This window comes from Methylobacterium ajmalii (genome assembly GCF_016613415.1).
Lineage (GTDB): Bacteria > Pseudomonadota > Alphaproteobacteria > Rhizobiales > Beijerinckiaceae > Methylobacterium > Methylobacterium ajmalii.
Genome location: NZ_JACWCT010000005.1, coordinates 15908 through 38872 on the forward strand (window position 1 = coordinate 15908; position 22965 = coordinate 38872).

General features: G+C 72.4%; 25 protein-coding genes. 9 read left to right on the forward strand and 16 right to left on the reverse strand.

Going from position 1 to position 22965, the window contains the following annotated elements; all coding sequences use genetic code 11:
- Positions 1 to 13: 13 nt before the first annotated feature.
- Positions 14 to 1303 carry a UDP-N-acetylglucosamine 1-carboxyvinyltransferase gene (gene murA / locus HPY23_RS01020; RefSeq protein ID WP_091882773.1) on the reverse strand — a complete coding sequence of 430 codons (1290 nt, stop codon included), beginning with the start codon at positions 1301 to 1303 and terminating at the stop codon, positions 14 to 16.
- A gap of 112 nt (positions 1304 to 1415) precedes the next feature.
- Positions 1416 to 1592, reverse strand: coding sequence for a hypothetical protein (locus HPY23_RS01025; RefSeq protein WP_167543866.1), 177 nt, complete (start codon positions 1590 to 1592; stop codon positions 1416 to 1418).
- A 241-nt stretch (positions 1593 to 1833) separates the two neighbouring features.
- Between HPY23_RS01025 and hemA the strand changes: the two genes are divergently transcribed.
- Complete coding sequence (gene hemA, locus HPY23_RS01030) at positions 1834 to 3117, forward strand: 5-aminolevulinate synthase (protein WP_091882777.1); 1284 nt, start codon at positions 1834 to 1836, stop codon at positions 3115 to 3117.
- Positions 3118 to 3442: 325 nt separating this feature from the next.
- Here the strand turns inward: hemA and HPY23_RS33500 are convergent, their stop codons facing one another.
- From HPY23_RS33500 to HPY23_RS01055, 6 genes are all read right to left on the reverse strand, one after another.
- Positions 3443 to 3574, reverse strand: a complete 132-nt coding sequence (locus tag HPY23_RS33500) for a hypothetical protein (RefSeq protein WP_268926722.1) — start codon at positions 3572 to 3574, stop codon at positions 3443 to 3445.
- Positions 3575 to 3635: 61 nt separating this feature from the next.
- A complete protein-coding gene (gene hisG, locus HPY23_RS01035) occupies positions 3636 to 4649 on the reverse strand; it encodes an ATP phosphoribosyltransferase (RefSeq protein WP_236012969.1) in 1014 nt (337 codons plus the stop codon).
- On the reverse strand, positions 4649 to 5797 hold the full coding sequence (locus HPY23_RS01040; protein ID WP_091882780.1) for an ATP phosphoribosyltransferase regulatory subunit: 1149 nt from the start codon (positions 5795 to 5797) through the stop codon (positions 4649 to 4651). The genes hisG and HPY23_RS01040 overlap by 1 nt, the downstream gene beginning before the upstream one ends.
- Positions 5798 to 6218: 421 nt before the next feature.
- The gene (gene hisS / locus HPY23_RS01045; protein WP_091882784.1) at positions 6219 to 7754 is read right to left on the reverse strand and encodes a histidine--tRNA ligase; all 1536 of its coding nucleotides are present in this window, start codon (positions 7752 to 7754) and stop codon (positions 6219 to 6221) included.
- A gap of 129 nt (positions 7755 to 7883) precedes the next feature.
- Positions 7884 to 9119 (reverse strand): O-antigen ligase family protein, encoded by a 1236-nt coding sequence (locus HPY23_RS01050; protein WP_091882787.1) that lies wholly within the window; start codon positions 9117 to 9119, stop codon positions 7884 to 7886.
- Positions 9120 to 9395: 276 nt separating this feature from the next.
- Positions 9396 to 10424, reverse strand: a complete 1029-nt coding sequence (locus HPY23_RS01055; RefSeq protein ID WP_060845253.1) for a bile acid:sodium symporter family protein — start codon at positions 10422 to 10424, stop codon at positions 9396 to 9398.
- A 172-nt stretch (positions 10425 to 10596) separates the two neighbouring features.
- On the opposite strand from HPY23_RS01055, the gene HPY23_RS01060 reads away from it, so the two are divergent.
- Positions 10597 to 11448, forward strand: coding sequence for a LysR substrate-binding domain-containing protein (locus HPY23_RS01060; RefSeq protein ID WP_060845254.1), 852 nt, complete (start codon positions 10597 to 10599; stop codon positions 11446 to 11448).
- A gap of 35 nt (positions 11449 to 11483) precedes the next feature.
- Here HPY23_RS01060 and HPY23_RS01065 read toward each other — a convergent pair whose 3' ends face one another.
- Positions 11484 to 11804 (reverse strand): hypothetical protein, encoded by a 321-nt coding sequence (locus tag HPY23_RS01065; protein WP_329618813.1) that lies wholly within the window; start codon positions 11802 to 11804, stop codon positions 11484 to 11486.
- 269 nt (positions 11805 to 12073) lie between these two features.
- On the opposite strand from HPY23_RS01065, the gene HPY23_RS01070 reads away from it, so the two are divergent.
- The 4 genes from HPY23_RS01070 to HPY23_RS01085 all read left to right on the forward strand — a co-directional run bounded on the left by HPY23_RS01070 (position 12074) and on the right by HPY23_RS01085 (position 15028).
- Complete coding sequence (locus HPY23_RS01070) at positions 12074 to 12523, forward strand: DUF2948 family protein (protein ID WP_060845255.1); 450 nt, start codon at positions 12074 to 12076, stop codon at positions 12521 to 12523.
- Between the two features lie 96 nt (positions 12524 to 12619).
- Positions 12620 to 13909, forward strand: a complete 1290-nt coding sequence (gene hisD, locus HPY23_RS01075) for a histidinol dehydrogenase (protein ID WP_091882790.1) — start codon at positions 12620 to 12622, stop codon at positions 13907 to 13909.
- 104 nt (positions 13910 to 14013) lie between these two features.
- Positions 14014 to 14502 carry a UPF0262 family protein gene (locus HPY23_RS01080; protein WP_060845257.1) on the forward strand — a complete coding sequence of 163 codons (489 nt, stop codon included), beginning with the start codon at positions 14014 to 14016 and terminating at the stop codon, positions 14500 to 14502.
- A gap of 115 nt (positions 14503 to 14617) precedes the next feature.
- The gene (locus tag HPY23_RS01085; protein WP_210344661.1) at positions 14618 to 15028 is read left to right on the forward strand and encodes an arsenate-mycothiol transferase ArsC; all 411 of its coding nucleotides are present in this window, start codon (positions 14618 to 14620) and stop codon (positions 15026 to 15028) included.
- 15 nt (positions 15029 to 15043) lie between these two features.
- On the opposite strand, the gene HPY23_RS01090 is transcribed toward HPY23_RS01085, so the two are convergent.
- The 3 genes from HPY23_RS01090 to HPY23_RS01100 form a co-directional block, all read right to left on the reverse strand.
- The gene (locus HPY23_RS01090; protein ID WP_060845259.1) at positions 15044 to 15364 is read right to left on the reverse strand and encodes an AzlD family protein; all 321 of its coding nucleotides are present in this window, start codon (positions 15362 to 15364) and stop codon (positions 15044 to 15046) included.
- Complete coding sequence (locus tag HPY23_RS01095) at positions 15361 to 16134, reverse strand: AzlC family ABC transporter permease (protein WP_200602094.1); 774 nt, start codon at positions 16132 to 16134, stop codon at positions 15361 to 15363. The genes HPY23_RS01090 and HPY23_RS01095 overlap by 4 nt, the downstream gene beginning before the upstream one ends.
- A gap of 121 nt (positions 16135 to 16255) precedes the next feature.
- Entirely contained in the window at positions 16256 to 16999 is a 744-nt protein-coding gene (locus HPY23_RS01100; protein WP_060845260.1) for a Crp/Fnr family transcriptional regulator, read from the reverse strand.
- A gap of 373 nt (positions 17000 to 17372) precedes the next feature.
- Between HPY23_RS01100 and HPY23_RS01105 the strand changes: the two genes are divergently transcribed.
- Together HPY23_RS01105 and HPY23_RS01110 are read left to right on the forward strand one after the other, a co-directional pair.
- Positions 17373 to 17603 carry a hypothetical protein gene (locus HPY23_RS01105; protein ID WP_091882799.1) on the forward strand — a complete coding sequence of 77 codons (231 nt, stop codon included), beginning with the start codon at positions 17373 to 17375 and terminating at the stop codon, positions 17601 to 17603.
- An 8-nt stretch (positions 17604 to 17611) separates the two neighbouring features.
- Positions 17612 to 17887, forward strand: coding sequence for a hypothetical protein (locus HPY23_RS01110; protein ID WP_060845262.1), 276 nt, complete (start codon positions 17612 to 17614; stop codon positions 17885 to 17887).
- A 127-nt stretch (positions 17888 to 18014) separates the two neighbouring features.
- Here the strand turns inward: HPY23_RS01110 and HPY23_RS01115 are convergent, their stop codons facing one another.
- The 4 genes from HPY23_RS01115 to HPY23_RS01130 form a co-directional block, all read right to left on the reverse strand.
- On the reverse strand, positions 18015 to 18275 hold the full coding sequence (locus tag HPY23_RS01115) for a hypothetical protein (protein WP_060845263.1): 261 nt from the start codon (positions 18273 to 18275) through the stop codon (positions 18015 to 18017).
- A 102-nt stretch (positions 18276 to 18377) separates the two neighbouring features.
- On the reverse strand, positions 18378 to 19082 hold the full coding sequence (locus HPY23_RS01120; protein ID WP_091882802.1) for a hypothetical protein: 705 nt from the start codon (positions 19080 to 19082) through the stop codon (positions 18378 to 18380).
- A complete protein-coding gene (locus tag HPY23_RS01125) occupies positions 19079 to 19438 on the reverse strand; it encodes a hypothetical protein (RefSeq protein WP_139234883.1) in 360 nt (119 codons plus the stop codon). The genes HPY23_RS01120 and HPY23_RS01125 overlap by 4 nt, the downstream gene beginning before the upstream one ends.
- Before the next feature lie 114 nt (positions 19439 to 19552).
- On the reverse strand, positions 19553 to 19810 hold the full coding sequence (locus HPY23_RS01130; RefSeq protein ID WP_091882806.1) for a hypothetical protein: 258 nt from the start codon (positions 19808 to 19810) through the stop codon (positions 19553 to 19555).
- A 269-nt stretch (positions 19811 to 20079) separates the two neighbouring features.
- Between HPY23_RS01130 and HPY23_RS01135 the strand changes: the two genes are divergently transcribed.
- Entirely contained in the window at positions 20080 to 22938 is a 2859-nt protein-coding gene (locus HPY23_RS01135; RefSeq protein WP_091882809.1) for a phosphoenolpyruvate carboxylase, read from the forward strand.
- Positions 22939 to 22965: the final 27 nt, after the last annotated feature.

Genomic DNA, 22965 nt, shown 5'->3' on the forward strand with positions numbered 1-22965 from the left:
CTGGAAGTGGACTTCACACCCGCTCGCGGCGGATCTCGGCGCCGCAGCGCACGAGCTTGGCCTCCAGCGCCTCGAAGCCGCGGTCGAGGTGGTAGACCCGGTTGATCTGGGTCTCGCCCTCGGCGGCGAGCCCGGCGATGACCAGCGAGACCGAGGCGCGCAGGTCGGTCGCCATCACGGGCGCGCCCTTGAGACGCTCGACGCCCTCGACCACCGCGACGTCGCCCTCGAGCCGGATCTTCGCGCCGAGGCGGGCGAGCTCCTGCACGTGCATGAAGCGGTTCTCGAAGATCGTCTCGCGGATGCGCGACTGGCCCTTGGCCCGGGTCATCAGGGCCATGAACTGGGCCTGGAGGTCGGTCGGGAAGCCCGGGAACGGATCGGTGGTGATGTCGACCGCCGCGATGCCGTGGCCGTTGCGGCGCACCCGGATGCCGTGGTCGAGCGGCGTGACCTCGGTGCCGGTGGTGCCCAGGATGTCGAGCGCGCTGTGCAGGAGGTCGGCCCGGGTGTTCTCGAGCGTCACGTCGCCGCCGGTCATCGCCACCGCCATCGCGTAGGTGCCGGTCTCGATCCGGTCGGGCAGCACCGCGTGGCGGGCGCCCGAGAGGCGCGACACGCCCTCGATCTCGATGCGGGGCGTGCCGGCGCCCTCGATCCGCGCGCCCATCCGGGTCAGGCAGGCGGCGAGATCCACCACCTCCGGCTCGCGGGCGGCGTTCTCGATCACCGTGGTGCCGTGCGCCAGCACCGCCGCCATCAGGGCGACGTGGGTGCCGCCGACCGTGACCTTCGGGAACTTGATCTCGCCGCCGCGCAAGCCGTTCTTGGTGCGCGCCACCGCGTAGCCGCCGTCGATCTCGATCGTGGCGCCGAGCGTCTCCAGCGCCATCAGCAGCAGGTCGACCGGGCGCGTGCCGATGGCGCAGCCGCCCGGCAGCGACACCCGCGCCTCGCCGAAGCGGGCGAGCAGCGGCGCGATCACCCAGAAGCTCGCCCGCATGGTCGAGACGAGGTCGTAGGGCGCCGTGGTGTCGATGACGTTCGAGGCGGTGAGCCGGATCGTCTGGCCGGCCTCGGTGGTCTGGCCCGGACGCTTGCCCACCACCATGTGGTCGACGCCGTGATTGCCGAGGATGCGCAGGAGCGAGGCGACGTCGGCGAGCCGGGGCACGTTCGAGAGCTCGAGCGTCTCGCCGGTGAGCAGGCTGGCGATCATCAGCGGCAGGGCCGCGTTCTTGGCCCCCGAGATCGGGATGATGCCGTGAAGCGGCTTTCCGCCGACGATGTGAATGCGATCCATGGTGAGAACGTCCCTCGCGCCTCTCGCGGCGCGTCCGGCGCGCCATTGAAGCGCGCCCCGATTCCGAAACCCATTTATTGCACCGCAGCGATGCGACCGCTACGCTTGCGCGTCAACGCCCATCCCCGCCGGTTCGATCCGCGGGTGCGTCCGGCGGGGCCTCGCCGGGCTCGGCCGCCTCCCGGCCCCGCGCCTGCGCCTTGCGGCGCTTGAGGTTGTCCCGGAGCGCCGCCTTCAGGCGCTGCTCCCGGGTTCCGTCGCCGGACCTGCCGTCTTCCCGCCCGCTCATCGCGCGCGACCCTTCGTCGCCATGACCAATTTCCAGCTTCCGTGCCCGTGCGGGAGGCGTCAGAACGCCCGCCTCGCCCTCGACTTTTTCAAAAGACAAAGCCGTCGCATTTGAGCGAGATCAAGGCGCGACCAGCGGCGGATCGGCGATCCCGGTCCCACGCCGCGCGGACGGGCTCCTTCCCGGGGCCTCGCCCGGTCCCGCCCCGGACAGCCGTCCGGCCAGACCGCGAAGGACCACGATGCCCGAGACCCGGCCCGAGACCCGCCCCGACCCCGTTCAGGGCGCGACCGACTACCAGGCCCTCTTCCGCGGCGCCATCGAGCGCCTGCACGGCGAGCGCCGCTACCGCGTCTTCGCCGACATCGAGCGCATCAACGGCCGCTTTCCCGCCGCGCAGTGGCGCCGTCCCGACGCCACCACCCGCGAGATCACCGTGTGGTGCTCGAACGACTATCTCGGCATGGGTCAGCACCCGGCGGTGGTGGGCGCGCTCACCGAGACCGCGCAGCGCTGCGGCGTCGGCGCCGGCGGCACCCGCAACATCGCCGGCAACAATTCGCCGCTCGTCGACCTGGAGCGCGAGCTCGCCGACCTGCACGGCAAGGAGGCGGGCCTCGTCTTCACCTCCGGCTACGTCTCGAACCAGGCCGGCATCTCGACGATCGCCAAGCTGATCCCGCATTGCCTGATCCTGTCGGACGCCTTCAACCACAACTCGATGATCGAGGGCGTGCGCCAGTCGGGCTGCGACAAGCAGATCTTCCGCCACAACGACCTCGCCCACCTCGAGGAGCTGCTGATCGCCGCCGGCGACCGGCCGAAGCTGATCGCCTTTGAGAGCGTCTACTCGATGGACGGCGACGTGGCGCCGATCGGCAGGATCTGCGACCTCGCCGAGCGTTACGGCGCCATGACCTACCTCGACGAGGTCCACGCGGTCGGCCTCTACGGGCCGCGCGGCGCCGGCATCGCCGAGCGCGACCGGGTGATGGACCGGGTCGACGTGATCGAGGGCACGCTCGCCAAGGGCTTCGGCTGCGTCGGCGGCTACATCACCGGCTCGGCGGCGCTCTGCGACGCGGTGCGCAGCCACGCCCCCGGCTTCATCTTCACGACCGCGCTCCCCCCGGCGATCGCCGCCGCCGCCATCGCGTCGATCCGCCACCTCAAGCAGTCGGGCACCGAGCGCGAGGCGCACCAGCGCCAGGCCGCCCGCACCAAGGCCGCCCTCCTCGATGCCGGCCTGCCGGTACTCGCCACCGAGACCCACATCGTCCCGGTGATGGTCGGCGACGCGGAGGCCTGCAAGGCGGCGGCCGACCGGCTGCTGGAGCGCCACGGCATCTACATCCAGCCGATCAACTACCCCACCGTGCCCCGCGGCACCGAGCGCCTGCGCATCACGCCCTCGCCGTTCCACGGCGAGGCGCATATCGCGGCGCTGACGGAAGCCCTGGTGGAAGTGTGGGACGTGCTGAACCTGCCGCGGGCCGGGACGGTGTTCGTCGAGGCGGCGGAGTAGCGCGGAAGTCCGTTCTCCTCTCCCTTGCAGGGCAGGGCCGTTCGGGGAAAAGCCAAGGACGCGGGCTTTTTTCCCTCCCCCCTCTGCGGGGGAGGGTGCCCCGCGGAGCGGGGCGGGAGAGGGGCAGCGCGACGGTGCCAGGCAGGGCGCCTGTCAAAACTCTCGCGACTCTTCGGAAGCGGCGTCCCCTCTCCCGGCTCACTGCGTTCGCCACCCTCCCCCGCAGAGGAGGGAAGGGAAAAAGCTCGCACATTTCCTTCCGCGAACAGTCGTACCGTTGAGGAAGCAGCGTTCTATTTTGGAACTAGGTGACGGCTTGATCGCTTCACCGTACGAAACTGCGGAACGTCGTTTTCACCTCTTCGTTGGTCACGAGCTCGCCGCGGGCGATCACGTCCTGCCGGTCGGGGGGCAACCGCTCCAATGCCGCCGCCGCTCGCCGAAGCAATTCCGTCATCGCCGGGCGCCCTCCGTCTCCGGTCCCGCGGATCGCAGCACGGCAAGGCGCCCAAGCCCGCTTACGTCAGCCGGCCCAGCAACCGCTCCACCAGCGGGTTCTCCGCCGCGAAGGCGTAGTCGATCCGCCGCACGCTCACCGCCTGGGCGCCGGCCTGAACCAGCGCCTCGGCGAGCCCAAACACCGCATCGGAGGGGCAGCGCAGCACGATCTCGCCGCGTCCCTCCGGCGCGCCGTAGGGCAATTCGGCCTCGTGCAGGGCGGCGAGACCCGCGAGGTCGATCTCGCCGGACGCCGGCATCCCCGCCCGGAGCTCCCGGGTGGTGCGGGCCCGCTCCTCGGCGCTGATGCGGCCGAGCACGGCCTGGACGGCGCGGCGCGGGGTCTCGCTCCACGAGGCGGCGAGCGAGGCGACGAGGTTGGCCTCCGAGCGCAGGATCACCCCGTCGTCGAGGATCTTCAGGGCGTTCGCCGCGAGCGTGGCGCCGGTCGTGGTGATGTCGACGATGATCTCGGCGCTGCCGGAGGCCGGCGCGCCCTCGGTGGCCCCCAGGCTCTCGACGATGCGGTAGTCGGCGACGCCGTGCTCGGCGAAGAAGCGGCGGGTCAGGTTGACGTACTTGGTGGCGATGCGCAGGCGCTTGCCGTGGCGCACCCGCATGTCGCTCGCCACCTCGTCGAGGTCGCTCATCGAGCGCACGTCGATCCAGGCCTGGGGCACCGCCACCACCACGGTGGCCTGGCCGAAGCCGAGCGGGGTCAGCAGCTCGACCTGCCCGGCGGCGTCCGGCAGGGTCTCGCGGATCAGGTCCTCGCCGGTGATGCCGAGATGCGCCGCGCCGCTGGCGAGCTGGCCGGCGATCTCGGAGGCCGAGAGGAAGCGCACCTCGACCCCCTCCACCCCTTTCAGCCGGCCGCGATAGTCGCGGGCGCCGCTGGTCTGGGCGAGCGTTAGGCCGGCGCGGCCGAAGAAGGCGGCGGCGTTCTCCTGCAGGCGGCCCTTCGAGGGCACCGCGAGAACCAGGGGGCCATCGACGGGACTTGCCATCGTCCTTGCCATCATCGTGTCGCTCATCAGCGCTCACCCCCGAGGCGTTCGAGCCAGAACGAGCAGCCCACCGCCGGCAAGGCGTCCGGGCTGCCGAGATGCTGGAGCAGGCCGTCGTAGCGCCCCCCGCCGACCAGGGGCTTGATGCCTGCGGCGGACTCGCCCCCCTCCCCGTCCGCGACCTCGAAGATGAAGCCGGTGTAGTAGTCGAGGTTGCGGGCGAAGCTGCCGGTGAACACGAAGCGCTCGAGCGGCAGGCCGCGGGCGGCGATGAAGCCGTTGCGCTCCTCGAACAGGGCGAGCGCCGCCTCGAGCCGCGGGTCGTCGAGGCCGGCCCGGCGGGCGAGGTCGCGGGCGGCCGATGCCGCGGCGTCGGGATCGCCCGTGAGGGCGAGATAGGCGTCCAGCACCTCGCGGGCGCGGGCGCCGAGGCCGGCGCCGCCCTCGGCATGGGCCGCCGCCTTGGCGAGGAAGCGCTCGGCGATCTCGCCGGCGGTGCGGCCGCCGACCCGGCTGATGCCCGCGATGGCGAGCACGTCCTCGACGAAGGCGCGCACCCCTTGCGGGTCCTGGCCCTGGATGGCGGAGAGGAGGCCTGCATGGGCCGCATCGACCGCGACGGGCGCGGCGACCGCGTCGAGGGAGCGGCCGGCCGCCACCGCCCGCAGCGTCCGGCGCTTGGCCGCCGGCTGGACGTTCAGCGCGTCGAGGAGCGCGGTGATCAGGCCCATGTCGCCGAGGCGCACCTGGCCCTCGCCGCGCCCGAGCCGGTCGAGCCCGTCGAGGGCGAGACCCAGGATCTCGGCATCGGCCGCCGGCACGTCGGTCCGGCCGATCGACTCGATGCCGGCCTGGTGGAACTCGTCGGGCTCGGCCGCCCGCAGGCGGAAGACCGGGCCGAGATAGCTGTAATCGGCGGCCTGCCCGTCGGCGACGGCGCGGTGATGACGCCCGACCGGAATCGTGTATTCGGGCCGCAGGCAGAGTTCCGCCCCGGCGCCGTCCTGGGTGATGAAGATGCGCCGGCGGATGTCCTCGCCGGACAGCTCCAGGAAGGGCTCGACCGGCTGCAGCACCGGCGGCTCGACCCGCGCGTAGCCCCGGTCCTCGAACAGCGCCAGGAGCGCCTCGTGCGCCGCCGCCGGCCGGGGGGCCGCGGCTCCGTTACCCGTCATTGGTCACAACACCTGCAAATCTCGGACGGCCCTGTAGCAGCCGCGGGCGGGCTTGGCGACCGTGGGGACCGCGCGGCACTTTGCGGAGAGTTGGCATCGTCGACAGCCGCCAGACCAAGCTCGGGTTTCCCCCTCCCCCCTCTGCGGGGGAGGGTGGCCCCTGCGTCAGCAGGGGTCGGGCCGGGACGAAGTCCCGCAAGAGGGGCAGCGCGACGGTGCCGAGTATGGCGCCCTTCAGAACCGTTCCGCCTCGCCCGGAAGCGTGGTTCCCCTCTCCCGCCCGGCGCACGAGTGCTTCGCACTCGCAGCCGGGCACCCTCCCCCGCAGAGGGGGGAGGGGGAACCCGCGCCGTTCTTTTTCCCGGACAGCCCTACACCTGCGGGGAGACGCGATACGACACGTTGCGAGCGGGAAAGGCTCTCACCCCCCGTAATGCCGCGCCAGCACCTCGCGCACCCGGGCGACCATCTCGTCCACCGGCACCGAAAGCTGGGCCGGGCGAGCGGCCTTCCACTCGGCGTTGCTGGCGATCGCCTCGGCGGCCTTCGCGCCCTCGATCAGGTCCTTGATCTGGACCTCGCCCCTGGCCCGCTCGTCGCTGCCCTGGATGACGACGCACGGCGCGCCGCGGCGGTCGGCGTACTTCATCTGGGCCTTCATGCCGGAGGCGCCGAGATAGAGCTCAGAGCGGATGCCGGCCTGGCGCAGGCTCGAGACGAGGGCCTGGTAGGCGGCGGTCTCCTCGCGGTCGAGCACCAGCACCACCACCGGGCCGGGGGCGGCCTGGCCCGAGACGATCGGGCTGCGCACGACCTGGAGGGCGGAGAACAGGCGCGAGACGCCGACCGAGAACCCGGTCGCCGGAACCGGCTCGGAGCGGAAGCGGCCGACGAGCCCGTCATAGCGCCCGCCGCCCGCCACCGAGCCGAAGCGCACGGTCTGGCCGTCCTCGTTGACGACCGGGAAGGTCAGCTCGGCCTCGAAGACCGGGCCGGTATAGTATTCGAGGCCGCGCACCACGGAGGGATCGGCCCGTACCCGGTCGTGGCCGTAGCCCGCCGCCTCGCACAGCTTCATGATCGTGTGCAGTTCGGCGATGCCCTGGCGCCCGGTCTCGGACGCGCCGACGACCTCGCTCCAGCCGCCGAAGAAGTCCTCCCAGAAGGCGAGGCGGTCGCCGCCCTCGGTGGGGCTCGCCTGGAACGAGACGTAGCGCAGGATGCGCTCGATCGCCTCGTCGGAGAGGCCCGCGCCCTTGGTGAAGTCGCCGCTCTCGTCCTTGCGGCCGGGGCCGAGCAGCAGGCGCACGCCGTCCGCGCCCAGGCGGTCGAGCTTGTCGATCGCCCGCAGCACGATGAGGCGCCGCCCGGCCTGATCGGCGCCGCCCAGCCCGATGGCCTCCATCACGCCGTCGAGGACCTTGCGGTTGTTGACCTTGACCACGTAGTCGCCGCGGCCGATGCCGACCTTCTCCAGCGTGTCGGCGGCCATCATGCAGATCTCGGCATCCGCCGCGACGGTCGGGGCGCCGACGATGTCGGCGTCGAACTGCATGAACTGGCGGAAGCGGCCCGGGCCCGGCTTCTCGTTGCGGAAGACGTAGCCGGCGCGGTAGCTGCGATAGGGCTTGGGGAGCGCGTCGAAATGCTCGGCGACGTAGCGGGCGAGCGGCGCCGTCAGGTCGTAGCGCAGCGACAGCCAGGACTCGTCGTCGTCCTGGAAGGAGAAGACGCCCTCGTTCGGTCGGTCGAGATCGGGCAGGAACTTGCCCAGCGCCTCGGTGTACTCGATGAACGGGGTCTCGACCGCCTCGAAGCCGTAGAGCTCGAAGCTCTCGCGGATCTTGTCCAGCATCCGGTTCGTGGCGGCGATCTCGGCCGGCCCGCGGTCGGCGAGGCCGCGCGGCAGGCGGGGCTTGAGGGTGGCGGCCTTCTCGGCCTTCGCGGGCTTGGACATCGGGTCTCGCACAAGAAGCGGTCGGCGCGGCCTCGGGCGCCCGTCGCGGGGACGGGCCCGGGCGGGAGGCCGGCGCGGGGTTTGCCGGGCTCTAGCCCATTTGCCCGCGGCTGCAAACCGAGGCCCGCCTCACGCCTCCCCCGAGGCCAGCCACCGCACCCGTGCCGCCTCCAGTCCCCACACCATGCCGAGCATCATGTAGACGTGGCGCCACTTCTCCATGTCGATCTGCATCGCCTGGAGGAAGAACATCAGGAGGGCCGGAACCACGATCTGGGCGTGGCGCCGGTAGGGCGTGTCCTGGCTCATCAGCCGAAACCCCACCCGGCTCGTCATCAGCACGAGGAACACGAAGGCGACGCCGGCGACCCAGCCGCCGTTGGCGAAGGCACCGATGTAGGAGTTGTGCGGCTCGAGGTTGAAGGTGCGGCGCCAGCGCAGGGGGCCCATGCCGAGGGGATCCTCGATCAGCATGCCGATGCCGCGCAGCTGGTTGCCGAAGCGGCCAGTCTCGCCCTCGTCGTAGTCCTGGGTGACGGCGGCGCGCTTCGAGAAGGTCTCGCCGACATCGCCGACCGAGAGGAGGCCGGCGAGCGACACCGCCCCGAACCCCGCCGTGAGGGCGGCGAGCAGCACGATGCGGCGGCGCAACCGCGGGGCGCTGGTGCGGTAGAGCATCACCACCAGCAGGATGCCCATCGCCAGGGTGCCGCCCCAGGAGCCGCGGGAGAACGACAGGAACACGCCGGCGAGCAGGATGGCGAGGCCGAGCCCCGACAGGAGCGGGCGCCGGGCCCGGCCGGTGAGCAGGTCGTGCATCAGATAGAAGGCGCCGAGCGTCAGGAACGAGCCGAACACGTTCGGATCCTGGAAGGTGCCCGACGCCCGGCCATACATGCTGAACAGCTTGTCGTTGCCGATCAGCTCGAGATAGCCGCCGATGCCGAGGATCCCGCAGAACAGCGCGCTGGCGGTGTAGACCTTGAGGGCGGCCTCGACCCGCCGGTCGGACTCGTCGGAGAAGAACATGGTGAAGAAGATGCCGGTGACGGCGAGGTAGCACAGCTGCACCGTCCAGACCGGCGGCAGTTCCTCGTCGAGATAGGGCATCAGGGCGACGACCGTGGCTCCCACGAAGACCAGGAGCACCAGGACGAGGGGCACCGCGCCCCGGTAGAGCCGCACGCCGAGCAGGACCCAGAGCACGATCGTCGGGATCGCCACGAGATCGTAGGGCGAGGTGTCCGAGAAGGCGAAGCAGGCAAAGAAGATGAACGCCGCCATCAGGGCGTGGCCGAAGCCGCGCAAAAGCTGAAGGAACGGCACCGCCGCGAGGTCGCGGCGCGGCAGGACGAACATGCCCATCGGGCGCCTCCTCGGGTGACGGCGCCCGGGAGGTTAGCGGCGGATGGTGTGCGCCCGCTGAAGCGACAGGGTGAACGAAGACTTAAAATCGGGAGGGCGGCACGTCCCGGCAGTGGTGCCGGTACCGATCCACCGACGGCGCCGGTCCCGGCCTCGAACGGTACGGCCCCGCCGCGGAACGCGCGACGGGGCCGGACAATCGAGAGAGCCGGTACGCAACGTGGCTCCCCAGGAGAATGGCGCGACGACGTGAATTCTTCGTCAACGCCGGGCGCGTCAGCGCGCCGCGAGCTTCGCCGCCGGCGCGGCGCCGACGGGGATCGCCCCGGCGGCCGGCGGCGCCTGCAGGCGCGCGGCGTAGCGGCGGGCGAGCGCCGCGCAGGCCATGAGCTGGACCTGGTGGAACAGCATCAGCGGCAGGAGGATGCCGCCGACGTCCTGGCCGGCGAAGATCACGTTCGCCATCGGCACGCCCGAGGCCAGGCTCTTCTTCGAGCCGCAGAACACGATGGTGATCTCGTCCTCCTTCGAGAAGCCGAGGAGCCGGCTCGCCGCGGTGGTGATCGCCAGGACGAGGGCGAGGAGCACGAGGTCGACGACCAGCATGGTGGCGAGCGCCGGCAGCGGCGTGCGGCTCCACAGGCCCGTCGCCACCGCGTGGCTGAAGGCGATGTAGACGATGAGCAGGATCGAGCCGCGGTCGACCACCATGGTCAGGGGCTTGTGCCGGGTCAGCCAGGGCCCGAGGCGCGGCTGCAGCAGCTGGCCGAGCGCGAACGGCAGGAGCAGCTGCGCCATGATCTTGCCCACCGCCGCCCAATCGAACTCGTGGTGGCTGCCCTGCGAGTTCAGCAGCACCGCGACGAGGAGCGGGGTGATGAACATGCCGAGGATGTTCGAGGCCGAGGCCGAGCAGATCGCCGCCGGCACGTTGCCGCCCGCCACCGACGTGAAGGCGATCGAGGATTGCACGGTCGAGGGCAGCACGCAGAGGAACAGGACGCCGGCGGCGAGCGCGGGGGTCAGCAGCGCCGGGCTGAGCAGGCCGGCGGCGAGGCCGAGGATCGGGAAGAGCACGAAGGTCGAGGCGAACACCACGAGGTGCAGGCGCCAATGCACCAGGCCGGCGAGCGCCGTCTGCCGGTCGATGCGCGCGCCGTGCAGGAAAAACAGCAGCGCGATCATGCCGTTGGCGAACAGGCTGAGCCATTCGGCCGCCCTGTCCTGCACCGGCAGGACGCTGCCGAGGATCAGGGCGCCGACGATCATCAGGGTGAAGTTGTCGGGACGCAGGCGAGAGAGCATGGCGGGCCGGAAAGGTCGGGGTCTGACGGGATCCCCTTCTCCCTAACCGGCCCGTGCCCGCATGGGTACGCACGGCTCCAGGATTACAGTTATCGCGAAATGCGATAGCCTGGGCCTCGTTCATGCAGGATGCGGAGAGCCGCCGTGGTACCTTCGACGTGATGCGACCGACATGACCCGCCTGGTCGATCCCGTGTTGCTGCGCACCCTGGCGGCGGTGGTGCGCAGCCGCAGCTTCAGCCGGGCGGCCGAGCAGCTCGGGCTGGGCCAGTCGACGGTGAGCCAGCACGTCCAGCGCCTGGAGGCGCAGCTCGGCCACCGGCTGGTCGCCCGCGACACCCACTCGGTGGCGCTGACCCCGGAGGGCGAGACGGTACTCGGCTTTGCCCGCACGGTGCTCGACGCGCACGAGCGGCTGGAGCGGGCGCTCGCCGGCGGCCCGGTGCGCGGCAAGGTGCGGTTCGGCGCCTCGGAGGATTTCGTGCAGAGCCGGCTGTCCGACGTCCTGCGCGATTTCCGCGAGGCCTATCCGTCGGTCGACCTCGAACTGAGCGTGGCGCTCACGGGATTCCTGAACGACGCCCTGGCGCGCGGCGAGCTCGACCTCGTGCTCGGCAAGCGCCATGTCGGCGAGACGCAAGGGGTGCTGGTGCGGCGCGACCGGCTGGTCTGGGTCGGGCTGCCCACCGCGCTGCCCGAGCGGGGCGAGCCGGTGGCGCTCGCGAGCTTCCCGGCCCCCAGCATCACCCGGGCGATCGCGCTGGCGGCGCTGACCCAGGAGGGGCGGGCCTTCCGGGTCACTTGCACCTGCGCCAGCCTCAGCGGGTTGCGCGCCGCCGCGCTCGCAGGCGTCGGCGTGATGGCCCAGCCCCGCAGCCTGATCCCGGACGGCCTGCAGGAGCTGGCGCACCCGGACCTGCCGCGGCTGGCCGACGTCGAGTTCGTGCTCTCGGGGCCCGGCCTCCACCGCGAGCCGAGCCGGGCCCTGGCGCACGAGATCCTGAACGCGGACATCTGGGATTGACGCCGCGTTCAGTGGGGGATGGGGGAGCGATGGGGTCAGTACCCGATGGCGCCGCGCTTGAAGCCGAAGCCCGGGACCTCGCAGCCGCAGGACGAGTTGAGCGGGGCGGGCCGGGTCGGGCAGTTGCCGCGGGCGGTGACGCAGATCCGGCCGAGGCGGCCGCCGCCGTACTCGCGGTAGCCCGGGCGGTCGTAATCGTAGCGCTGGACGCGCGGGCGGTCGTAGTCGTAGCGCTCCTCGTAGCGGCGGCGCGGGCGGTCGTCGTCGTAGCCGCCGTAGCCGTACTGCGCGAAGGCGGGCGCGACGCCGAGGCCGAGGGTCAGGGCGGCCAGGGCCGCGGTCATCACGGTCTTCACGGATCTCTCCTTCGTATCGGATGGTGTGCCGGATCGTTTCACCGGTCACGCTAGGTGCAGCCACATGAACGCGCGCTGAGGCGATTCGGTGCCGTCACGGCAGCGGGGCGGGCGCGGATGCCACGGGGCGGCCTCATCGCGCCGGAAGCGGTTGTCGCGGGCGGGGGACGTCGCCACCTACGGGCGACCACCCTTTTCGACAGCACGGGCCGCGACCGCCGAGGCGACCGGCCCCCAGCACAGGGACGCCGACAGTGAAGGATGCGGAGATGGAGCTCCTGAAGCTCGCTGCCCTCGACGCCGACGATCTCGCGATCATCTCGACCCACCTCCAGGACGCGGTCCTGCGCACCGGCGACCTCGCCTACCTGCCGCGGGAGCGCCGCTTCGCCCTGGTGGCGCGGCGCTTCGACTGGGAGAGCCCCGACGGCGCCCCGCCGCGCCGCCGGCTCACCGGGCTGCACTTCGAGCGGGTGCTGGCCGTCCGCTGCCGCAACATCCCGCGCGACGAACCCGACAGCCCGCTCGAACTCCTCGCCATCACGTTCGAGCCCGGCGAGGCGCCGTCGGGCACCGCCACCCTGGTCTTTGCCGGCGGCGGGGCGATCCGGCTCGAGCTCGAATGCATCGAGGCGGCGATGAAGGATCTCGGCCCGGTCTGGCAGGCCGACAGCAAGCCGCTGCACGCCTCCCACGACAGGCCCCTCGACGCGGCCTGAATTTTTTGGCAGTCGGCGGGCCCTGGCACGATCCGCCGGCCCGTCCCTCCTCTCGGGCCCGTTCCTTCGGCCCGCCGACACGAGACCGGATTCCGCATGCAGCGCCTCGATTCCCGCGATCCCGATTTCGAGTCGCACTTCACCCGCCTGCTCTCGGTCAAGCGCGAGGTCTCGGAGGACGTCGACGCGGCGGTGCGCGACATCATCGCGGAGGTGGTCGCCCGCGGCGACGACGCGGTGATCGACTACACCCGCCGCTTCGACCGGCTCGACCTGACGCCGGACACCATCCGGGTCTCCGCCGAGGAGATCGAGGCCGCCACCGCGTCCTGCTCGGCCGAGGCCCTCGACGCGCTGGCGCTGGCCAAGGCGCGGATCGAGACCTACCACCGCGCCCAGGTGCCGGCGGACCACCGCGAGACCGACGCCCTCGGCGTGACGCTGGGGTGGCGCTGGACCGCGATCGAATCGGTCGGCCTCTACGTGCCGGGCGGCACCGCGAGCTACCCGTCCTCGGTCTTGATGAACGCGGTGCCGGCCAAGGTCGCGGGCGTGCCGCGCATCGCCATGGTGGTGCCGACGCCGGACGGGGTCACCAACCCGCTGGTGCTCGCCGCCGCCAAGCTCGCCGGGGTCGACGAGGTGTTCCGCGTCGGCGGCGCCCAGGCCGTGGCGGCCCTCGCCTACGGCACGGCGACGATCCGGCCGGTGGCCAAGATCGTCGGCCCGGGCAACGCCTACGTGGCGGCGGCCAAGCGCCGGGTCTTCGGCCAGGTCGGCATCGACATGATCGCCGGCCCCTCCGAGGTGCTGATCCTGGCCGATTCCTCCGCCAACCCCGAATGGGTGGCGGCCGACCTGCTCGCCCAGGCCGAGCACGACACCGCCGCGCAGGCCATCCTCGTCACCGACAGCGACGCGCTGGCCGACGCCGTGGCGGCGGCGGTGGAGGGCCAGCTCAAGACCCTGAGGCGGGCCGAGATCGCGACCGCGAGCTGGCGCGACTACGGGGCGATCGTGCGGGTCGCGCGGCTCGCCGACGCGATCCCGCTCGTCGACCGCCTCGCGCCCGAGCACCTCGAGATCGAGTCGCACGACGCCGAGGAACTGGCGGCACGGGTGCGCAACGCCGGCGCGATCTTCCTCGGCGCCCACACGCCCGAGGCGATCGGCGACTATGTCGGCGGCCCCAACCACGTCCTGCCGACCGCCCGCTCGGCCCGGTTCTCCTCCGGCCTCGGCGTGCTCGACTTCATGAAGCGGACCTCGCTCCTCTCCTGCACCCCCGAGGCCCTGCGGGCGCTCGGCCCCGCGGCGGTGACGCTCGGCCGCTCGGAGGGGCTCGACGGGCATGCCCGCTCGGTGGCGATCCGCCTGAACCTTTAATCAACCCGCCCAAGCCACCCTACGTCCGGCTTGCGCGGGAGGCCGCGCTCGCCTCTGCTGCACGCCCTGACAACGAACCCGCGACGATCCGGGGAGGAGATCCGATGGCGAGCGAGGCTCCCGATCCGCGACAGCGCCTGGCGGCGGTGACGCTCGACGAGGATTCGATCGGGCGCGGCAATCCCGACCAGGAGCACGAGCGCGCCATCGCGATCTACGACATCCTGGAATCGAACACCTTCCGGGTCGCCAACAACGACGGCGGTCCCTACGGGTTGTCGCTCGGCCTCGTCGAGAACAAGCTGTCCTTCGCGATCTCGACCGCCGACGGCCAGCCGGTGATGACCCATCTCCTGTCGCTGACGCCGTTCCGCGGCGTGATCCGCGACTACGAGATGATCTGCGACAGCTACTTCAAGGCGATCCGCACCGCCTCGCCGAGCCAGATCGAGGCGATCGACATGGGCCGGCGCGGGGTCCACAACGAGGCGTCCGAGCTGCTGCGCCAGCGCCTCGAGGGCAAGGTCGAGATCGACCACGACACCGCCCGCCGGCTGTTCACGCTGATCTTCGCCCTGCACTGGAAGGGCTGAGCCGGTGCCCGAAGGCCCCTCCGCGGACGGCGCCGCGCCCGCCGGGGCCGATCCGACGAAACCCGACCCGTCCCGGCCCGACCCCGCGAGACCGGGCCGGCGGGTACAGTCGGTCCTGTTCGTCTGCAACTTCAACGCCGTGCGCTCGGCCTGCGCCGAGGCCCTGGCGCGGCACTATTTCGGCAAGTCGGTCTACGTCCAGTCGGCGGGCGTGCGCGGGGGCGAGCCGGCGGACCCGTTCATGATCGCGGCCCTCGACGAGATCGGCATCGACGCCTCGCGCCACCGCCCCCGCACACTGGAGGAGCTGGAGGAGTGGGAGGGCCTGAACTTCGACCTGATCGTCTCGCTCTCGCCGGAGGCCCACCACGCCGCGCTCGAACTCACCCGGACGCTCGCGGCCGAGGTCGAGTACTGGCCGACCCCGGACCCGACCGTGGGACAGGGCTCGCGCGAGCAGCGCCTCGACGGCTACCGCGACGTGCGGGATGGGTTGGGGTACCGGATCCGACAGCGGTTGCGGTGAGGAAAGCCGGTCGGCCTACAGCCCGACGGCCCGTCCCAGCGCCACCACCCCCAAGCCCGCCAGCACCGCCGCCAGCTCGAACCGAGTCAGCGCCATCACGCCGGCCGCGGTGACGAGGCCGAGCAGGCCCGGCAGCCCGGCCGAGAGGCCGGTGGGCACGGCGGTCGCCACCACGATCGAGCCCGGCAGGGCGCGCAGGCCCCGCTCGACCCGCGGGGTGAGGCGCACCCGGCTCATCAGCACCACGCCGGAGGCCCGGCAGAGATAGGTGACGAGGGCGAGCGCCAGGATGGCGATCCAGGGCCCGGCGGGCCCGGCGAGGAGCGCGTCGATCACCGGCCCGCCCCGTCGTCGACGAGGAGGCCGGTGACGAGGCCGGCCGCCGCGCCCGCCGCGATGAAGGCGTAGCCCGGCACCAGCCGCTGCACCAGGAGCGCGACGAGGCCCGAGGCGAGCCAGGGCAGGGCCGGCCGCACCCCGCGCCACAGCGGCGCCAGCATGGCGGCGAAGAACACCGGCAGGATCATGTCGAGGGCGTAGGCCCGGGGCTGGGTGACGAGCGCGCCGGCCAGGTGCCCGGCCACCGTCGAGGCGACCCAGAGCGGCCACAGGCCGATGCCGGCCCCGAACAGCACGCCGAGATCGCGCCCGCCCTCGGCGCGGTGGCGTACGCCGATGAGCCAGCTCGCATCGACGAGCACGAACAGGGTCATCGCGGTGCGCCAGAGCGGCGTGCCGCGCATCCAGGGCTGGATCGTCGCGCCCATCAGGATCATGCGGGCGTTGATGAGGCCGGTCACCGTCATGGCGGCCAGGAGCGCGCGCACCGTCCAGGGCTGGCCCCACACTTCCAGGGTCACCATCTGGGCCGAGCCGGCATAGACGAGCGCGCTCGCGCCCGCGGCCTCCGCCAGGGTCACGCCGCGCTGGGCCGCCGCGGCCCCGAAGGCGGCGCCGAAGACCGCGATGCTCGGCCAGAGCGGCAGGCTGAGCCGGATGCCCCGAAGGATGCCGGCGCGGGTGAACGGCGCGGCGGATGTCGACGGGGAGGCGGTGAGCGGGGAGGGCTGGGGAGCGGCGGGCTCCCGGGACGACCCGTGGGACATGGAAGCGGGAGCCGTGGCGACGCGTCTGTGCGGGATGCCCGTCTGTCGCCCACTGGCCCGGCGGCCGTCAATCCGCGCGGGCGACGACCCCGGGTTGCAGGGCCCACATCCGTCGCGGGCCTCAGGTCTCGTTGGCGTCGAGGTGGCGGCCCTCGTGGTCGAGATGCAGGTAGTTCGGGTTGAACTGCACCGCCCGCTGCAGCGCGTCGAGCCGAAGAAGGGTGAGCTCGCGGCCGCGCAGCGCGATCAGGCCGGCGCCGCGCAGCTCCTGCAGGGTACGGTTCACGTGCACCACCGACAGCCCGATCGTATCGGCGATCTCGGCCTGGGTCAGGGGCAGCTCGCAGGTCGGCCCCTGGGTGAGCCCGACCGCGTGCAAGCGCAGATAGAGCTCGCAGAGCAGGTGGCCGAGGCGCTCGAAGGCGGTGCGCTGGCCGATATTGACCGTCCACTCGCGCTGGATCGCCGCCGCCACCAGGGATTCCCAGGTCAGGGCCTGTGACAGCCGGGCGTGTCCGGCGGTGAGCTGGCGGATGGTCTCGGGGGTGATCTCGGCCAGGGTGACGGCGGTGAGGGTGCCGATCGAGTGGTCCATCTCGCGCAGGATCGGGACGCCGTGGTCGCACAGGTCGCCGGGCAGCAGGTAGGCGATGATCTGGCGGCGCCCGTCCTCCAGGGTCTTGTAGCGGCACGCCCAGCCGTCGAGGATCAGGTTCACCCCCGGCGGCAGGTCGCCCTCGCGCACGATGTCGTCCCGCGGGCGGATCTGGCGTGTGCGCTGGCGCGCCGCCTGGTCGAGCGCACGTCTGTCCTCGGCGGACAATCTCGAGAAATTCTCGAGCTTGCGGATCAGGAACTCGGCCAAAACGCCCCACCACAACGTACAAAATTAACGTAACATATTTGTGAAATCGAATATAATAACAAAAGTTAATCATCGCGAATGATCGATAAGTGACCGAAAAAACCGATCGTTAGGCCAATACAGATTGGCTCACGATCGGAACGGCCGCCGCCGCCGCGGCGCGCGCGGATGCAGGCCGCCGGGCTCGAACGGGTGGTGGCGGCGGTCTTCCGGACCCGGCGCGGACGATCAGACCAAGTGTTGCGGTGCCACCACATCGGTTTCCGAAGTGGAAGCTCGGCCACAGAGCAGGGATTGTGATCCGGGCCCAGATGGGCAGTTTTGGCGGCGAGGGCTGATCCTGCAAGGCGAGGCTGCGATGATGTCACGGACGATGCACGATCGTTCCGGTGGGCCGGTCCCCGCCATCCTGCGGCCGCCGGCCCTCCGGTCGACGGACGGCGCGGGTCCCCTCGCGGCCGTCCTGGCGCCGGGCCTGCACGCCGCGTTCGACGGCTGCCTCGACGAGGCGCTGCCGGCGGACCTGTCCGACCTTCTGGGGCGGCTCGACCGCGCCGCGGCCGGGCCCCGCGCCCGGACTTCCGATTCCTTCAAGCGTTCGTAAAGAGTCCCATGAGCGAAATCGCCGCCGAAACCACCCGCGTCGTCGCCTTCCCGCAGGCCGTGGCCGCGAGCCCCGTCGACGAGAACACCGCCTCGATGATCGAGGTGCTGCAGGAACAGCTGCGCCTGGCCCGCGAGGGCAAGCTGCGCTCCGTCGCGGTGGTCTCGGTCTCCTCCGACGGCGGGGCGGTCGGCACGCAATGGTCGTGCACCCACGGCGACATCACCAGCCTGATCGGCAAGCTGACGGTGCTGACCCACGACATGATGGCCGCCCGCAAGTGAGCGCTGCCAAGTGACGGCGGTCGAGTGACGGCGGTCGAGTGACGGCCGGCATCTGACGGCCGGCGAGTGACCATGCGACCCGCGACCGGCCGCGGGCGTGCCGGGACGGGAGACCCCGTCCCCCGCCTCAGTCGCGGCTGAGGCGGTAGGCGTTGGCCCGCACCTTCCGGCGGTAGTCCCGCACGACCCGCTCGGGCGTGCCGCCCGTGGCGAGCGTCACCGCCGCCTCCGCGGCGGCCTCGACCTTCTCGACCACCATGCGGTGCGCCTCGTCCTGGGCCGCGCTGCCGCCGAGCGAGAGCTTGGCCAGCCGCAGGGCGACGACCGTCTGCGCCTCGAGGCCGAGGCGGACCGTGTCGAGGCCGAGGCGCAGCCAGGAATCGTACATCGCGAAGCATCTCCAGATCGGGCTGTGGGGGTGGGGAACCGTCCGGCGCGAACAGCCGCGACGGACGGGGCGCGGCCGCCGGACCGGACGGCGGTCGCCGAATCAGGGAATCGCGCCCTGGGGCAGCATCAGCCCGCCGGGCGTCCGGGCCGGGGCGTCCGGCGCCCTCTCGCGCCGGGGCTTCGGCGCGCGGGGCGCGGGCTTCGACGCCGCCTTGGGCGCCTCCGCGGACGGATCGGCCGCGGCCCCGTCGGCCGAGGCCGCCTCGACCTTCGGGTCTGCCTTGACGTCTTTTTTGGCGGCGGCCCTGCCCTTCGCGGTGCCGCGGGCCACGGGGGCGGGCTTAGGCATCGCGACCTTCGGGGGATCGCCGCAGGCCTTGAAGGCCAGCTCGGCCAGGACCTGGCCGTCATCCTCTGACAGGATGCGCAGGGCCGCGGGCAGGCCCTCGAGGGCCTCGGACCAGCGGATCGGCGCACCGTTCTGCGCCTCCAGGGCCGCCGGCGACGGGCCGCGGCGCAGGCCCGACAGGTCGGGTCCGTAGGCGGTGGCGAGCTTGTTGCGGATCACCACCTGCAGCACCTGCAGGGCTTCCGGCGAGAGCGGGCGCAGCGGGTTGTTCCAGGTCATGGTCCCCTGCCGGGTGACCCAGAGGCGAAAGCCCTTGCCGCCGGCGAATTCCGGCGCCTGCGGGGCCGCGCAGGCGGGCACCGCGTCCTCGGGGGCCGCACGGGCGGGGCCGGCCGACAGGGCAAGGCCGGCCGGCAGGGCGGCCAGAAGGACGGCCGTCAAGGCGGCACGGGTCACCGGGAATCTCCGTCACGCTCGAACGGCTGGGGATGGGGACGGCGCGCGCCCGGCCCGGAGCCGTGGGGTTCCGGCTCGGGCAGGCCTGGCTCGGCGGGATCGTGGTCGATGGTCATCGGCCCCTGGGGGCGGGGGCGGGGCGCCTCCAGCCGCTCGTAGGCCCGCGGCACCTCCGGTTGATGGGCGGCCTGCTCGAACACCCCGGCGAGATCCTGGTCGAAATCGCGAAACAGCTCGTCGCCGCGGTCCTCCAGTTCCTGCTCGTGCGGGAGCCGCAGGGGCGGACGGCCGCGCCCGCGCCCGAACACGAGCATCACGCCGGCGAATACCAGGGCCGCCGCCGCGGCCAGAATCACGACCATCTCCATCGTGACGCCAGCCTTAGAGCATTTCCGGCGGCCTGTCCGGTCGCATGGCGCCGGGCCGGTCTGCGGCGCGCGGGGCCCGCCGCCCGGGCATGTCCCTCGTCGTCAGCCCGGCAGGCGGGCCGCCCGGGCACCACGCAGGTAACCGGCCTCGCGCAGGCCCGCCTCGACGGCCTCCAGAAGCGCGCCGTCGGCGAGCGCATCGTCGGAGGCCGCCCTCCCGGCCGACGCCGCGGCGGGGAAACCCGCGATGGCTTGTCCGGGGGTCGCCGACGCCCGCGGGCGCTCGCCCATCAGCCCGGCGGGCAGGGCCTGGCCGACGAGGGTGGTGGCCGCCGTGACGGCCGCTCCGATCGACATCATGGCGTGGTCCCTTCCGCGAGCCGGCATCGGCGAGGCTCGCAAGATGGCGCGTTAGGCAAATCTTAACCATTGTCCGGGCCGCCGCAGGGGGATTTCTGGTCCCGCGCCGATCGCCCGGCGACACGGCGGCCGCCTCCCCTCGCAACCGGCGGGATCCCGCGGTAGAGCGTGGCCGGAATGCGGAACGCTCCTTGCGTCACCGCTCGCAGGCGCGAGCCCGCGCGCCGCGCGATCCGGACGGTGATCCGGCCACAGGACGAAGCGACCCGATGGACAGCCCCCACCGCTCCGGCACCCAAGGTCTCGATGCCCGGGAGGCCGACCCGCGCGAGGCCGACGCGCTCGAGGCGGACCTGCTCCGCCTGGTCGAGGAGGCGCGCCACCAGGCGAGCCAGGACCCGTTCCGCAATCCCGTCCTGACGGTGGCGCTGGCGATCAGCCGCCGCTTCGACCGGGGCGAGATCGGCGAGGAGGATCTGGGCGGCCTGTTCGTGCGCCTGCGCGCCCAGGCGCTGGAGGCGCGGGCGGCGCGGCTGCGGGCCTATCTCGGCCTCGGGTCGGAGCCGGATTCCGCCGCCGCGACCGAGGCGGTGGCGGGGGCGGCTCTGGGCGATCCCGAGATGACGTTCGACACCGCCCGCACCCGGGTCGAGCGCACGCGCTTCGCCGCGGTGTTCACCGCCCACCCGACCTTCGGGATGCCGAAGGCGGTGGCCCGGCTGCTGGCCGAGGCGGCTTCCGAGCCCGATCCGGCGGCGCGGCGCGCGCCGATCGCGCAAGCCGCGGCGCTCTCCGCCAGGGCCGACCCGGTGATCACCCTCAACGACGAGTTCGACCAAGCCCGGCACGCGGTCCAGCACGGCCGCGCCGCCCTCGACAGGCTGAACGAGGCCCTGCTGCGGGCCGCCCGCGAGCGCTGGCCCGACCGCTGGAGCGAGCTCGTCCCCAAGCCCGTCGTGATCGCCTCCTGGGTCGGCTGCGACACCGACGGGCGCACCGACATCGGCTGGTACGACACCCTGCGCTACCGGCTCGAATCGAAGCGCACCCAGTTCGACCGGGTGCTGGCCCAGCTCCCCGACGACCCGGCCGCCGCGCCGGCGCGGCGCCTCGCCGAGGAGGCGCGGGCGGCGGTCCTGCGCCAGCTCGCCGTGGCGCCCAAGCTCGGCGACCAGCCCGGGCTCGAGGCGGTGCACCGCTTCGCCCTGGCGCTGATCATCGAGCGCGACCGGGCCCAGACCGAGGCGGGCCCCCTCCTCGCCCTCCTCGACCGGGCGGTCCTGGAGGCCGCCGACGACGAGGCGCGGCTCGGGCTCTGCGTCCTGCGGGCCGGCGTCGCCGCGCACGGGCTCCAGAACGGCCTGCCGCATTTCCGGCTCAACGCCAGCCAGGTCCACAACGCCGTGCGCCGGGCCCTGGAGCAGGACGGCGACCCGACCGATCCGGCCCAGCGCCGCTCGCACCTCGCCTCGATCAACGCGCTGCTCGACACGGTCGCGGCGGTGCCGGTGGATTTCGGGGCGCTCGCCGCCGAGCGGGCCTCGGCCGCCCGGCTGATGATGACGATCGCCCAGATCCTCAAGCACGTCGACGGCACCCACCCGGTCCGCTTCCTGATCGCCGAGACGGAGACCGGCTACACGCTGCTGGCCGCGCTCTGGCTCGCCCAGCATTTCGGCATCGGCGACCGCGTCGAGATCACGCCGCTCTTCGAGACGGCCTCGGCGCTGGAACAGGGCGTGCACGTCATCGAGGACGCGCTGCGCTCACCCCACTGGCGCGCCTACCTCAAGCGCACCGGGCGCCTGGTGGTGCAGTTCGGCTACTCGGATTCGGGGCGCTACGTCGGCCAGCTCGCCGCGACCTTCTGGATCGAGCGCCTGCGCTTCCGCATCACCGAGCTGATGGCGGCGCACGACCTCACCGACATCGAGCTCGTCATCTTCGACACCCACGGCGAGTCGATCGGCCGGGGCGCCCATCCGACGAGCCTGTCCGACCGCCTGGCCTACCTCGCCCCCGACCACGCGCGGCGGCGCAACCGCGAAGCCGGGATCCGCACCAGCCTCGAATCGAGCTTCCAGGGCAGCGACGGCTACCTGATGTTCGGCACGAAGGCGCTCGCCGAGGCCACGGTCGCGCGTATCGGCGAGCACGTCTACAGCCGGCTCCAGCCCGCGCCCGACCCGATCTACGCGGAAGGCGACTTCGCCACCGAGTTCTTCACCGGCGTGCGCCAGGACATGGAGACGCTGGTCAACGATCCGGGCTACGCGGCGCTTCTCGGCACCTTCGGGCCGAACCTGATCGACCGCACCGGCTCGCGCCCGGTGGCGCGGCAATCCGACGGCGGCGGACCGGTCGCCATCACCCATCCGCGCCAGATGCGGGCGATTCCCAACAACGCGATCCTGCAGCAGCTCGGCTTCCTGGCCAATTCCCTGCACGGGGTCGGGCGGGCGGCGGGGCGCGCCCCCGACCTGTTCGTCGAGATGCGCGAGCGCTCCGAGCGCTTCGCCCGCGCCTTCCGGCTGGTGCAGGAGGCCACCGCCGTCGGCGACCTCGACGTGCTGCGCGCCTATATCGATACCCTCGACCCCTCGGTCTGGCTCGAGCGGGCGCGACGCGCGACGCGGGACGGGCGGCGCGAGGAGATCGTCGCGGTCGCCGCAGCCCTCGACCGGCTCAACCTCGCCCCTCACCTGCGCCGCCTGTTCGGCCGGCTGACGCAGGACCACCTGATGCTGCACACGGTCGCCCCGGACCTGCCCGAGATGACGCCGCGGCTGGCACTGCTGCACGCCCTGCGCCTGGCGCTCATCCACCGGATCTGGTTCCTGGCGGTGCACATCCCGGGCTTCCGGCCGCAGAACGGCATCACCCGCGAGGCCCTGATCGAGCGCATCCTGCGCCTCGACGTCGAGGGCTGCCTCAAGCTCCTCGACGACATCTTCCCCGTCACCCCGGACCCGACGCTCGGCCTCAATTTCGGCGAGCCGGCGGGTCCCCGCGGCGTCGGCACCTACGAGGCCGAGCACCGCACCCTGTTCGCTCCGATCCGCCGCCTGTTCGGCCTCGTGCGCGAGATCAGCGGCATGATCCAGCACGAGGTCGGGGCGTTCGGCTGACGGGGGCCGCCCCGCGGAAGCGATTGC